At 72.5% G+C, this 12,468-nt stretch carries 10 protein-coding genes; 6 read left to right on the top strand and 4 right to left on the bottom strand.

What is annotated here, in order from left to right:
- Positions 1-143 precede the first annotated feature (143 nt).
- The 3 genes from ACFVX9_RS13325 to ACFVX9_RS13315 form a co-directional block, all read right to left on the bottom strand.
- Positions 144-815, bottom strand: coding sequence for a DedA family protein (locus ACFVX9_RS13325; protein WP_380373980.1), 672 nt, complete (start codon positions 813-815; stop codon positions 144-146).
- 250 nt (positions 816-1,065) lie between these two features.
- Positions 1,066-1,401 carry a hypothetical protein gene (locus tag ACFVX9_RS13320; protein ID WP_380373982.1) on the bottom strand — a complete coding sequence of 112 codons (336 nt, stop codon included), beginning with the start codon at positions 1,399-1,401 and terminating at the stop codon, positions 1,066-1,068.
- 315 nt (positions 1,402-1,716) lie between these two features.
- Positions 1,717-2,028, bottom strand: coding sequence for a hypothetical protein (locus ACFVX9_RS13315; RefSeq protein ID WP_380478952.1), 312 nt, complete (start codon positions 2,026-2,028; stop codon positions 1,717-1,719).
- 255 nt (positions 2,029-2,283) lie between these two features.
- On the opposite strand from ACFVX9_RS13315, the gene ACFVX9_RS13310 reads away from it, so the two are divergent.
- The 5 genes from ACFVX9_RS13310 (at position 2,284) to ACFVX9_RS13290 (ending at position 8,227) form a co-directional block, all read left to right on the top strand.
- Complete coding sequence (locus tag ACFVX9_RS13310) at positions 2,284-2,547, top strand: hypothetical protein (protein ID WP_387981656.1); 264 nt, start codon at positions 2,284-2,286, stop codon at positions 2,545-2,547.
- Between the two features lie 354 nt (positions 2,548-2,901).
- Positions 2,902-3,282, top strand: coding sequence for a hypothetical protein (locus ACFVX9_RS13305; protein ID WP_380478956.1), 381 nt, complete (start codon positions 2,902-2,904; stop codon positions 3,280-3,282).
- Between the two features lie 136 nt (positions 3,283-3,418).
- Positions 3,419-3,646, top strand: a complete 228-nt coding sequence (locus ACFVX9_RS13300; RefSeq protein WP_380425651.1) for a DUF6328 family protein — start codon at positions 3,419-3,421, stop codon at positions 3,644-3,646.
- A gap of 252 nt (positions 3,647-3,898) precedes the next feature.
- Positions 3,899-4,096 carry a hypothetical protein gene (locus ACFVX9_RS13295; RefSeq protein ID WP_380478958.1) on the top strand — a complete coding sequence of 66 codons (198 nt, stop codon included), beginning with the start codon at positions 3,899-3,901 and terminating at the stop codon, positions 4,094-4,096.
- Between the two features lie 240 nt (positions 4,097-4,336).
- Positions 4,337-8,227 (top strand): AAA domain-containing protein, encoded by a 3,891-nt coding sequence (locus ACFVX9_RS13290; protein ID WP_387981654.1) that lies wholly within the window; start codon positions 4,337-4,339, stop codon positions 8,225-8,227.
- A 58-nt stretch (positions 8,228-8,285) separates the two neighbouring features.
- Here ACFVX9_RS13290 and ACFVX9_RS13285 read toward each other — a convergent pair whose 3' ends face one another.
- Entirely contained in the window at positions 8,286-12,053 is a 3,768-nt protein-coding gene (locus tag ACFVX9_RS13285) for a hypothetical protein (RefSeq protein ID WP_387981652.1), read from the bottom strand.
- Positions 12,054-12,232: 179 nt separating this feature from the next.
- On the opposite strand from ACFVX9_RS13285, the gene ACFVX9_RS13280 reads away from it, so the two are divergent.
- Complete coding sequence (locus tag ACFVX9_RS13280; RefSeq protein WP_380478964.1) at positions 12,233-12,421, top strand: hypothetical protein; 189 nt, start codon at positions 12,233-12,235, stop codon at positions 12,419-12,421.
- The last annotated feature ends 47 nt before the right edge of the window (positions 12,422-12,468 follow it).

The following is a 12,468-nucleotide window of genomic DNA, read 5'->3' as shown; positions in this document are numbered from 1 at the left end:
GCAGAGAACCAAACCGAGACACCCCCTTTACACCACGAGGTGCTGCGGGTGGGGGGTTGCCCCCGCCCCCTTCGCCGGGCGCGCCGCCTTGGCCGTTCGCGGGCCCCGGCGCGCGCGGTGCGGTCGGCAGGGCGGTCCGGCCGTCAGTGCTTCTCGTCCTGGCCCTCGCGGGACTGCGTACGGCGGGACCGCGTACGGCGCGACTGCGCACTGGCTGCGGACCTGCGGCGGCGTACGCGCCAGACGATGAGGGCGATGACGACCGCCGCGGCGAGCAGGGCGGCGACGACGCCGCCGACCGTGCCCTCGACCTTGGTGTAGGCGGCCCCCGCGAAGTAGCCGAGGAGGGTGAACCCGACGCCCCAGGCGAGGCCGCCGAGGGCGTTGAAGAGGAGGAAACGGCGGTACGGCATGCGGGAGACGCCGGCCAGCGTCGGCACCACGGGGCGGAAGAAGGCGACGAAACGGCCGAAGAAGACGGCGGCCGGCCCCCGCCGGCGGATCAGGTCACGGGCCTTGTCGACCTGCTCCTCATGGCGTCGCAGCATGCGCGTGTCGAGGACCGCCGGGCCGATGCGGCGGCCGATCTCGTAGGCGACGGAGTCCCCCAGGACGGCCGCGCCGACCACGGCGAGGACCAGCCAGCCGATGGACACCCTGCCCTGGTGCGCGAGGAAACCGCCGAGGACGGCGGCGCTCTCGCCGGGGATGAGGAAGCTGAAGAAGAGGGCGTCCTCGGCGAAGACGAGGGCGGCGACGACCGCGTACACGACCGGGCCGGACAGGCCGTCCAGCCAGTCGGTGATCGAGTGCATCAGCCACCCCGTTCGGGATCTGCCGCCCCTTGCGCCTCAATGTAACGCGTGCGTCGAGGGCCGGGGGAGCGGCCGATGAGCAGCCTGCCCGGACTGGCGGACTGGCGGACTGCCGGACTGCCGGACTGCCGGGCCGCCCGGACCGGGCCCACTGCGCGTTCGGTCCGAAGCGTCGGCTCGCGCTGAGGAGGCGACCGGCCGTCGGCCGCCGCCCGCGCGCTCGACGCGGTGGGTGCGGTGGGTGCGGTGCTCAGTGTGCGGCGGTTTCCGCCGGGTGGGCGTCGTCCTCGCGGTGCTCCTGGGCAGCCGTTTCGGTGGCGTCGGGTGCGGGGTCCTGCCTGGCGGCCTGGCACGTGCTGCAGGTGAGCCAGTGCGGTGGAGGTTGGTGGGCGTAGCGGTGCGGGGCGAGGGTCATTCCGTCGGTGTCCAGGCCGCACAGGGTGCGGAGGCCGCAGGTGCCCGAGGCTTCCGCGGGGGCGACGTGTACGCGGCGCACCGGGCTCTCCGGGTCCGCCGGGGTGTGGTCGGGGCCGAGGAGCCGCACGTTGGTCGGCATGTCTAGCTCAAGTACGACGACGATGTCCATCTTCTCAACGTCGCTGCTGGGCCGGTCCGCCGCACCCGCTCGGTGGCATCCGGACCAGCCCGGGCCACCCCCGGCGGACGGGCTCCGACCGGCCGCGTGCGCGACGGCAGAGAACGCGACGGCAGAGAGCCTGAAGGTGTGCCCCGCCCCAGCACGACGCCCGTGATCGGTGGAGACGTGGCGCCGGCGGGCGATCACCCCAGGTACCGCGACGGGGTGAAACCCGCGCGGGCCGTGACGCCGTACGTGCCGGGGCGCGCTGACGTGCAGTTGCAGGCTCCGGGCGGGGTCGCCCGCCTCTCCCCAGCGCGGCGGTCACTGCGTGCGCAGGGCGCGCTCGCACTCCTGGCACCGCTGGTCGGCGAGCGTGGGCGGGTACCAGGGCTCACCGGGCCGGACCGGCCGGTAGTGCGTGTGTTCCATCGGGCCGGTCTCCAGCCCGCACAGCGTGTACGGCTGCGGGTCCTCGGGCACGTCGGGATCGGCCCCGGCGGCGTGCACCGCGATCACGGCGGGTTCGGTGCCTTCCGCACTGTCCGTACCTTCCGCACCGTCCGTGCCTTCCACACCTTCCGCACCGATGGCCCCGTCGGGCTCCAGCTCGAAGAGCACGATGATCGATGCCATGCACCGAGCCTCGGCCATCGCCGGCGGACCCACATCCGGAGGTGGGCCTTTCGAGGCGAGCACCCTTGCCCGGTTTCCGTGCCCGTCCCCTGTTCCCGCACTTGGTTCCGGTGCTGCCCGACGACGGCATGGATCGCGCCCGTCGGGGCCTGCTGCCATGCTCGGGTGATCACACCTCGTGCACGGAAGGAGTCCGTCGATGATCGTGCCGCCCGCGCTGGAACGGTGTCCGGGCGGGCTGCGGTGAGGGGCTGGGTGGTCGGGGCCGTCAGCGAACCGGACGAGCCCGGCGAGCCGGGGCGGTTGCTGGTGGTGCTCGTCGACGGTCGGCGGCTGGTGACGCGCGAGCTGTCCGGGCAGGAGCGGGCCGAGCTCGGGTCGCCCGTCGCCGGGCGGCTTCGAAAGCCGCATCCGGGCGTGCCGTCGATGGTGCGCTGGCTGCGCCCGGTGCTGGCCGTCGTCGTCGAGCTGGAAGCCGGACAGGTGTGCCGCATCGCCTTGCCCGCGGCGGGCGACTGAGTGATTCGCCGCCGCCCTTGAGCACGGGCCGTCACGAACAGCGGTGGTGCGGGCGCCTGCCGCGTTCGGGCGCAGATCGGAGACACGATGATGACCGAACAGCGCTGCGCGCCGAGCGTCGGCGAGGCCCCCTCATCCCGGTCGGCGGCGACAGCCGGCCGGCCTTCCTCACCTGGGCCGAGGCCACCGTGCTCCCGGCGCTGCGCACCGCGCTCCGAGCCGGATCCGGATCGGTCGGCTGCACCGCGGCGGCCGTCGTGGGGTTCACCCGATTGCCCAGCGTCCGTCCGGCCGGCCCCGGGGCGGACCGGGTGCCCGGGGGCGGGCCGCGTCCGGGCGACGTAGGTTGCGGGCATGACCAGTGACGAGACGACGATCCCGGCGGTAGGGGTGCGCCTGCTGGACGAGGTGTTCGACGCGATCGAGGCGGCCAACGGCCGCCCGCAGCCGTGGACCGGTTTCGACCACGGGATCCTGGGGGCCTACCGATGGGCCGCCGGCGCCCAGGTCGCGGCGCCCCTCACCGCTGCCGCCGCGCTCGGCGCCACCGGGCCGTGCCGGGCGCAGCTCCTGGCCGAGTGCCAGGCCGCCGCCGTCCGTCTGCGCGACACCTCGGCCTTGGTCTCGGCCTCGGGTGGGGGCGACGGCGCGGACGAAGGCGCGAACGCCGCGTACGCCCTGGGCGCCTACCAAGCGCTGGCCTGGCTCTGCGGCCACCACGAAGACCGCCCCTGACCCGGCCGCCCGAAGTGTCGGCATCGGCCCGCCGACCTGTCTGCATCGCGCACCCGCGCACAGGGAGACGACACCGCGGTGAGGGACGAGACGCCTCAGGAACGGGCGACCGGCTCTGGAGCGAGACCGTCACAGCATGAAACCCGAACTCATCCACGTCGCCGGCCACTTCATCGCCACCGGCCTCGTCACCCTGGCCCTGACCATCGCCGCCGCCCTGCTGCTCCTGCTGCGCACCGCCACCGGCAACCCGGTCGCCGCGTGGGCCCTCAGCGCAGCCGTCCTCCTCTGGTTCACCACCACCTGGCTTGTTCTGCCCCAGATCGTGCTGCGGCGCACGGCCGCCCGCCGGACGGCTCCTTAGCGCCGGTCCTGCACGCGTCCGGATCCCGTCGTGGCGTCGTGGCCGGAGCGGCGCCAGGAACGGCAGGGCCCGCCAACCGGATCTCCGAGGCCGTGCGAACGCGTCGCGATCGACGTTCGGGGTAGACGCCGGGGCAACCCGAGGAGGAGAGGCCGTGCCAGCCGGTTCGAGCAAGAAGCAACCACCGGGCCCGCGAGGCCGCCTCCAGAGCGCACCGAATCTGCCGACCGACCTGATGAGAAGGGCTACGCCATGAGCACGCACGACACGGGCACCACCCCCGCGGAGCACGACGCCCCGCGGGACGGCGACGGCACCGTACGGGAGCGGTCCGCTGAGGAACGGAACATCGTGGCGCCCACCCCGAAGGACGTCCGCGCCAAGGCCGACGAGCCCGCCGACGCCGACGACGCGCCCACCCCGCCCGCAGCCGGCACCCAGGCCCCCTGACCGGCGACACTCCCGCCGTCCCGCGACGGCGTGCTCGGCAGGCGCACCAGGTCGGCTGCCGGTGAACCGGGGCCCGGCGAGCTGCTATCACCCGATTCGCCGAAGTCGCCAAGACCCACGTTGGGTAGTTCGTGATCCCGTACGCTGCTTGCTCACCAGGTGGGGCTGGCATGAGGGGGCGTGGGGATGGCCGGTGGAGAGCGTGGGCGCAGGGCTGCGATCGTCCGGTACTGGCGGGCTGTGGAGTTGTTCAGCCCGCAGAAGGTCGACGGGGTGGATCCGTCGAAGGACGTCTATCCGGTCTGGGACGGCCGACCGCTGCCGTGGGAGCCGGACCACCGGCTCCGCCGGCGCTCGCCGGGCCGCGGGCGATCTTGGCAGCACACGGTGTACGCGGGCGTGTTTGAACTCACCGCACTGCGTGACACGCTGCTCGGCGTGTTCGGCACCGACGGGCCCACCGAGGACTTCGACGGCCGTTTGGGCGGCCAGAGCGCGGTGCTCTGCTTCTCGGTCAACGACCAGGGGCTGCTGCTCAAGGACAGCGTGACGATCTCGTCGTGCGCGTGGGCGGTGGGCCGGGCCCTGCGCCCGGGGCCGGCGGACCCGGCCTGGCTCGACGGCTTCGAGAAGGACTCGGAGCTGTGCGTCTCCACCCTCCTGGAGCTGGGCGACGGTCGGCTCCCGGTGGTGGAACAGCGGCGAGGAGCGGGCGGCGCGCCCTCCGGACCCGGATCGGCGCTCGGTGCGATCGCGGGTGTGGCGGTCGATGTCGTGCTCGGCGCGGCCGTCGGCGGGATCGCCTCGACGGTGGGCACCGTGGCGGGTGCCGCGCTGGGCTCGATCACCCAGGCGGTCGCCGAGACGCTGACCGGATCGGCGGCGGACTCGCTCGCGGACCGGGTCAGCAGCCGGGTGAGCGATCACGTGACCCAGCGGGTGGAGGGAGCCCTCGACGGCGCCCTGCACCCCGCGGGTGGTGCCGATTCCGACGCTCTGCATTCCGGGGACGACGCGGAGGCGGCGGAAGAAGCCCAGGAGTCGGACCCGACGAGCGATCTCCCCGTTCCGTTGGGCCTGAAACCGCTTGATGTCAGGGACCTCGCGGCCGTCACCCGCTGGGTCGCCGAGCAGCTCGGGATCGCGGAGGCGCTGCGGCCGGACGCCGTGCGGGTGAAGAGCTACACCGTCCGGGAGTCGCAGAGCGCGGAGAGCGACCAGTCCGACTTCCTCAACAGTTTCATCGCCGCGGACCTGGAACAGGTGACTGCGGCGCTCGCGGAGGGCAGGTCGGGACGGGCGCTGGAGGAGTATCTGCGGCCCACCGCAACTCTGGACTCCGGCCGCCGGACCGACGTGCGGCAACAGCCGCAGATCCTGCTGGACGGTGTCCGTCCGACAGCCGCCCCGCTCGGCCGGTGGCCCGGCAGGAGTGACCAACCCCTGGTCCTCAGCCAGCAGTTCGCGGTGAACAGCGCGTTGGCAGAGCTGGGTGGCGCCGGGGGCAGCGGCCTCTACGCGGTCAACGGGCCGCCCGGCACGGGCAAGACCACCATGCTCCGGGACCTGATCGCCGCCTTGGTGGTGCAACGTGCTGAGCGGCTGGCGGCGTTGGTCTCTCCGGCGGACGCGTTCGGCAAGGTCCACACCTGGAGTTCCGGCCAGTGGAACCGGAGGCTTCACGGGCTGCGGGAGGAGCTGACGGGCTACGAGATCGTCATCGCGTCCGCCAACAACGGCGCGGTCGAGAACGTGACGACCGAGATCCCGTCCGCAGCCGCGGTAGCCGAGGAGTGGTGCGAGGAGGCCGACTACCTCTCAGCACAGGGCAGGCTGCTGCTGGGCGGCGCGGACGCGTGGGGAGCGGTCGCGGCACCTCTCGGCAATCGCGCGAACCGCTCCCAGTTCGTCAGCCGCTTCTGGTGGGGCAAGGAGATGCAGGAGACGGCCGACCCGCGACGCCCCGGACAGAGCCGCCGACAAGCCGTGTCCACCGGCCGGGGTCTGCGTGATCTCCTGCTCCGGCAGAAGGAGTTGAACGGCGACGCCAGACCTGGCCCGGATCGGAACCCGCTCGGTGGCAGCCGCGTGCCAGGTGCCCCAGATGCACCGGACGCGCCGGCCACCGCCGCGCTGGGCGAGCCCTGGCCGCTGGCGGTGCGCCGCTTCACCCAGGCGCGCCAGGCCGTCCAGGAACTGGCCGCGACCAGGGAGGCCGCGGCCGCCGCACGCGACAGCCGGGAGCTCCTGGCGCGACAGCTACGGGGTGCCGAAGCCGCTGTGGCAGCGGCCCGGGCGAACAAGGCCCCGGCCGAGCGCGCACTGGCCGACGCGCACGCCGCGGCGCAGAGCGCGACTGAACGGCTGGCGGCCACGCAGCAGACCGAGCACCAGGTGTCCACGACGTTGGCCGAGGCCCAGGCCACCGTGGAGCTGCGCCGCGGAGTGTGCCAGTCGCGGCTCGACGACCTGCGCTCGTACGACGCGCGGCAGCGTCCTCGCCGGCTACGCGCCTGGCTCTCCTCAGATGCGGAGGAGAGGTGGCTGCGTGGGCGGGAACCGCTGGTGAGTGCTCTGGCTCAGGCCGAAACAGCATGGGAGGCATCGGAGACCGCGCTCGGCCGACTCGGCGAGCTCCTCGCCGGCGCACGAGCCGCCGGCAAGGAGGCCGCTGCCGCCGAGGCCGCGGCGCAGCGCTCGCGCGCGAGCCGACTGGACGGCCTGCGCCGCGCGGAACAGGCCGTCACCGCTGCCGAGCAGGCAGCCGCCACGGCTCGGACCACCGCCGACATCGCCGCCCGCAAGGTCTCCGATGCGACGCGACGGTGGCGCGCACACGTGCCGGCCGAGGACTGGGCCGCACTCCCCGGAGACCCGCAGGCCGATGGCCGGCGGGAGATGTCCGCCCCCTGGATGGACGAGGAGTTCAGCGCCGCCCGCACCCGAGTGTTCCTCGCCGCGCTGGATCTGCACAGGGCCTTCCTCGCGGCGGAGGCGAAGCGCCTGCTCACCAGCTTTCAGGCGGTGATGGAAGTGGTGGGCGGCGACGCCCCGAAGGACCTGCCGCCGGAAACCGTCCGGGCCGCCTGGCAACTGTTGTTCCTGGTCGTGCCGGTGGTGTCGACGACCTTCGCCTCGCTGGACCGCCTCTTCGCGGGCCTTGGCTCCGAGGCCCTGGGCTGGCTGTTCATCGACGAGGCGGGGCAGGCCACCCCACAGCAGGCGGTCGGCGCACTCTGGCGGGCCCGCCGGGCGGTCGTCGTCGGCGACCCGTTGCAGCTCGAACCTGTCGTGACGGTGCCGTGGACGGCACAGCAGCGGCTTCGCACCCACTACGGAGTGGCGCAGGAGTGGGTGCCCGGTCGCACCTCGGTCCAGCGGGTCGCCGACCGCCTCGCCCGGTGCGGCACCTGGCTCCCGGCCCAACTCCCCGACGGCGAGACGGAGGTGTGGGTGGGGTCACCGCTCCGGGTGCACCGCCGCTGCGACAATCCGATGTTCGAGATCAGCAACCGTATCGCCTACGACGGGTTGATGGTGTTCGGCACGGGTGAGCGAGCGCCCTATCCGATCGCCGACCGCAGCGTCTGGCTGGACGTTGTCGGGGGCGAGTCCGACGGCAAGTGGGTGGCTCAGCAGGGGCTCGTGCTGGGCAGGGTGCTGGATCTCCTCGGGGAGCGGCTGCGCGCGCAGATCGAGCAGGAGGAGTTGGAGTTCGCACTACGAGAGGGCCGGCAGCCGGTGGACCTCAGCACCACGACGGCCGCCGAGGTGCGCGAGCGACTCGGCAAGTCCGTGTTCGTGGTGAGCCCGTTCCGTGAGGTGGTCGCCGAGGCGCGCCGGACGGCCGGAAACCGGCTTCCCGCGAAGCGGGTCGGCACGGTGCACACCACCCAGGGCAAGGAGGCGGACGTGGTCATCCTGCTGCTGGGTACCGTGGCATCCCAGAACGGAGCCCGCGACTGGGCGGCTGCCAGCCCCAACCTCCTCAACGTCGCAGTGAGCAGGGCCCGGAGGCGACTGCTTGTCATCGGCGACCGGGGACTGTGGGGCCGGCACCGCCACTTCGACGTCCTGGCCGACCACAGGGGCTTGGCCCAGTTCGACGCGTCCGGCTGGCTGAACGGCTGACGGGTTCCGTCGGCTCGCCCACGGGTGATCAACGACAGGTGAGGCGTGACCGCCTCCGTCAGGTGCTTGTGCGGCCGCTGATGTGCGCGGCGACCAGTTCGCTCAGGGGGTGCAGAGACTCGGGAACCAGCAACGGCAGCAACGGGATCGCCCGCGTCCAACTCCCGTCGGCGAGCAGTTCCCGGAGGAGGCCCCGGGCTGCAGCCCTGTCGGCGTCGGTGCGGTCGGGGCGGCCTCCCGCATGAGCGAGCGCGAGGCAGAGCTGAACAGTGCTGTCCTCGGACTCCTCGACGGACAGGGCTGCGGGCGCCCCCGCCAGGATGTGGGCGGCAGCAGCCAGCGCAGCGGCACGCGCCGTCGGTGTCGATGCTGCGTTCGCGGTGCGCAGGGCGTTGGCGGCATCGCCGTCCAGGGAGCCGAGCAGGGCGAGCTCAGCATGGGGAGCCCGTTCGGGTCGCAGGGAGCGCAGCCACTCCTCCAGCTCACCCGCGGCGCGTCCCGGTGCGGGCGCGCAGTCGAGCCGCCGCAGCAGGGCCAGGAGCGTCGTCTCCTCCCGGTCCCAGGTTTGTCGAGGCCTGTTCGTGAACTCCGCGGCGAGCCGGATCGCTTCGCTGAGCTCCGGATCCGGTCGCGTCGGATCGGGGAGTGCGAGCAGCAGTTCTGCCAGCGCCGGAAGTTGGCCGACCGGGCGGCCGGCGCCGATGCGCCGTTGTACCAGTTGGACCGCTGGTCCGATCAGTTCAGCGGCACGTTCCGGATCATGCCGTGCCAGGCCGGCGGCGACGAGAACCAGCGTGCGTCGAGCCCTCCTGCCCCGTACGGAAGAAGAAGCCTCGGCGTCTGCCGGCTCCTCCATCCGGGCCACCGCCACCGCCGCTTCCGCGTCCCCTGCATGGGCCAGGGCCTGCGCGACGGCTCCTCGCACGGCGAAGTGCGGCGTGCGAGGGATGAGCCGGGCGGCCTCGTGGGCGTACGCAACCGCCTCCGGTGAGCGACCGCCGAGTGAGCACCCGATGGACAGCGCGGCCAAGTGCCGGGCGCGGTCGCCTGGTTCCGTCGAGATACCGATCAGCTGTTCGGCCTGTCCGAATTCACCGGTCATACCGAGCGCCCGGACCAACTCCTCGGCCGAGCCGGCGCTCAGAGCGATGGGCGCGTCGGGGAGCGAGGAGCGGACAGCGGCCTCCAACTGTTCGCGCCCGAGCTCGAGGTTGCCGCCGTGCACCAGCTGCTCCGCGTACCGGAGCCGGGTGACCGGACCGACGAGGGGCTCGTGGTTCCCGAGCGCCGGGCTTCGGCCCGGGGCGGTGGACGGTGAGGGTTCTTCGTCCGTCCGGACACGACGCCGTGCACTTCGGGTCGGGGGAGCCTGGGCGCGGTTCCGTTTGGCCTTCCGTTCCTTCGTCAGGGCCTTCGCGCTCGCGTCGACCTCCCTCCGGTGGGCCTGTCGCCGCTCCTCCTTCGCCGCGAGATGGGCGGCGTGCTCTGCTGCCACCTGTTCGTCGACTGCTGAGAGAAAGGCCTCCGCCCGCTCCAGTTGGTCGTCGCCGAGAACGCCGGTGCGAACTCCCTGGCTGAGGGCAGTCACCAGCAGCTTGGCGTCCAGGTGAGGTTTAAGGCCGGTGCCGGCCGCGGTCTCGGCGCGGACCATACGGTCCATCGTGCCGGAGAACTCGCGTGCCCGGTGGGCCCGGTCGGCTGGGGAGTCCAGCCTGACCAGGGCGGTGTGCAGACGGTCCCGCGCGATCTTGAGCACGTCCCAGGCCTTCGACCGGCGGCCCATGGTCGCCAAGGCCTGGGCCGCGAGCGCGAGAGTATCCACCACGATCAGTCCGTCGGACAGGTCGATGGCCTTGCAGAGGCATTCGATACGGTCCAGGTTCGCGATGTTGCGGGAGCTGGAGGCGCGGGCGATGGTCGCCCAGATGTCCACGGCCATGGCCTGGGCCCGAGGATCGACCTCGCTCAGCTCCTCCGCGTGCTCCTCCAGGGCTTCCACGAAGCGCTCGGGGCCGTCAGCGGAGAGGAGGACCGCTCCTTCGACGAGTGCGTCCATGGCGGCCGCGTCGCTGAGCACCACGGCCCGGAACAGCGCTTTTGCCCCATCCCTCCTGCCGAGTGTGTCCAACGCGCCCGCTGCCTCGGCCACTTCCGCACAGGCGTCCTCGAAGAAGCCACCGGCGCGCGGAGTGAACCGGCCCGCGCGGACCAAGCAGTCGGCCGCCTCGCGCGCGATTGCGGTGGCATCGGGGTGCGAGGCGCGTGCCGCTTCGACGGCAACCTCGGCCAACCGGGCGGCCCGCAGAACGAGTTCCGGCTCCGAGCGGGCCACGGTGCAGGCGCGGGCGACGCTCCCCAACTGCACGAGGAGCACGGGTGCCCGAGGCGGGACCGGTCCGACCCGGCGCTGCACGAGGTCCAGTGCCGCAGCCAGCCGGACGGCGGTCTCGGCTTCCTGCTGTTCAGGATCCGACACCTCGACCGCCTTGAACTCGGATTTGAGAAGCCGTAGTTGGTCGAGCATGACCTGAGGTCCCAGTGCGTCCGCGACCCGAAGCTGTCGCAGTGGGTCGAGCAGGACCCGTCCGCGCTCACCCGCAGTGTCCAGTAACTGCGGATACTCGGTCAGCAGATACGTCGGAGAGCCCTCGGGCCAGCCGGCCTCGCGCCAGCGCGCCGCCCAGGCGTGCAGCCGACGGGTGCAGCGCTCGACGGTGGCCTGGTCCCACTCCCGCCGGATGGCGTGCGGCATGCCGGGGTGGCTCAGCAGGTGGATCTCGGCCGATTCCTCGTTCGAGACGATGCAGCGCTGCTCCCTGCTGTGCAGCAGGCCGTTCACGTCCTCGACGGAGGCCCCGGTCAGCTCCGCGAGGTCGGCCGCTCGCAGCCCGCCCCCGCTGTCCGTGACGGCGAGCAGATCGGTGACGGCCCGGCCCAGGTCGGTTGTGCGCAGCCGCTCCAGGTCCGCGAAGCCAGCCTGTTCGACATCGTGGCTCCGGTCGCCCGCGGTGAGTGGGCGAAGGCACTCGCGCTCGCGCAGCGGATGCCCCTCGGGGACGTCGGCGGGCAGCGGCCCGCTGCGCCGGCTGGAGACGATGATGCGCACGTTCGCCGCAGGAGCGGCCGGGAGAAGTGCGGCAATGCTCGCCACCCCGGTCCCACCAGGCGCTCCAGTCGTCGGCCAGGCGCGGTCCTCGTCCAAGCCGTCCACCACAAGCAGGAGTTGCCGCTTCTGCCTTCGGCTTCGCCCCGCGGCCTTGGTGAGCAGGCGCAGGAACTCCGCCTCGGCGGACGGCTTCCTCCGGGGCTCGGGCACCTGGAGTTGTCGGCGCAGGTCATCGATGAATTCGGTACGGGTGTTCGTCCCGTGCTTCTCGGACAGGACACAGAGCAGGAGGTCGGCGTCCTGCGGTAGCTGCCTCGCGTAGTCGGTGAGCAGTGCCGTCTTTCCTACGGGAAGCTGTGCGTGCCACCACAGGTACGAGGCCGCCTGCGGATCCCGATCACGGACGAAGGCATTCATCGCGGCGTGCTCGCGCTTCCTGCCGCGCTTCTCCGAGTCGGCTCTCCATTCGCGCCGGCCCCTGGTCGTCTCTCCTTGCGCGGCATGGAGAGCGGCTTCCCATTCCTCGCGGGGATGGAGGCGTTGGCTGTCCTGGCCCTCCAATTGTTCGACCAGGTTCCAGAACAGGTCCGTTGCGTGAGGAGCGGACTCGCCGCGGCACCAGAGTCGGAGGGTCGATTCCCGTAGCGCGCCGTTCGAGACGAGTCGTGCAGCACCTCGGCGACTGATGCCGCGAGCCTTGATCAACTCCTGCAGCATCACCCCGAGGTTCCTGCGTGCCGTCCCGGGCGCCGTACTTCTGACCATTTCTGCTCCCGCGTCGGTGAATAAAGGCCCCTGACCAGCGGATATCCCGCCAGGACGTGGATGCGCACCGGGACGCCGTCAGATGCTCGGCTCATCGACCGCGGGCCGCAGGCCTCCGACAGAAGGATCTCCCCATGACTGTGCTTTCCATGCTGACCCAGGATGCAACTGCGGCTGCCGTGCTGGCCGCAGGAGCCGGCCTGCTGTACGGGGTCGTCCTCGCGATCGTGGCCCTCGCCTCGGTCCTGGCCCGGACCCCGGACCGCCGCCGTGATGCCCGTTCCACTCTGGCCATTCTCTCCAGGCGCCGCCAGTCCCGGTGAGCGGGCGCCCGTAGCGGGGGGGGGGGGGGGAGGGAGGGGGGAGGGGC

It is taken from the genome of Kitasatospora sp. NPDC058243 (assembly GCF_042882025.1).
Lineage (GTDB): Bacteria > Actinomycetota > Actinomycetes > Streptomycetales > Streptomycetaceae > Kitasatospora.
This window is presented reverse-complemented; position numbering and strand designations above follow the sequence as displayed.

Coding starts and splice junctions, on each gene's coding strand:
- ACFVX9_RS13325 (WP_380373980.1), bottom strand. CDS start 815: ATGCACTCGATCACCGACTGGCTGGACGGCCTGTCCGGCCCGGTCGTG.
- ACFVX9_RS13320 (WP_380373982.1), bottom strand. CDS start 1,401: ATGGACATCGTCGTCGTACTTGAGCTAGACATGCCGACCAACGTGCGG.
- ACFVX9_RS13315 (WP_380478952.1), bottom strand. CDS start 2,028: ATGGCATCGATCATCGTGCTCTTCGAGCTGGAGCCCGACGGGGCCATC.
- ACFVX9_RS13305 (WP_380478956.1), top strand. CDS start 2,902: ATGACCAGTGACGAGACGACGATCCCGGCGGTAGGGGTGCGCCTGCTG.
- ACFVX9_RS13300 (WP_380425651.1), top strand. CDS start 3,419: ATGAAACCCGAACTCATCCACGTCGCCGGCCACTTCATCGCCACCGGC.
- ACFVX9_RS13295 (WP_380478958.1), top strand. CDS start 3,899: ATGAGCACGCACGACACGGGCACCACCCCCGCGGAGCACGACGCCCCG.
- ACFVX9_RS13280 (WP_380478964.1), top strand. CDS start 12,233: ATGACTGTGCTTTCCATGCTGACCCAGGATGCAACTGCGGCTGCCGTG.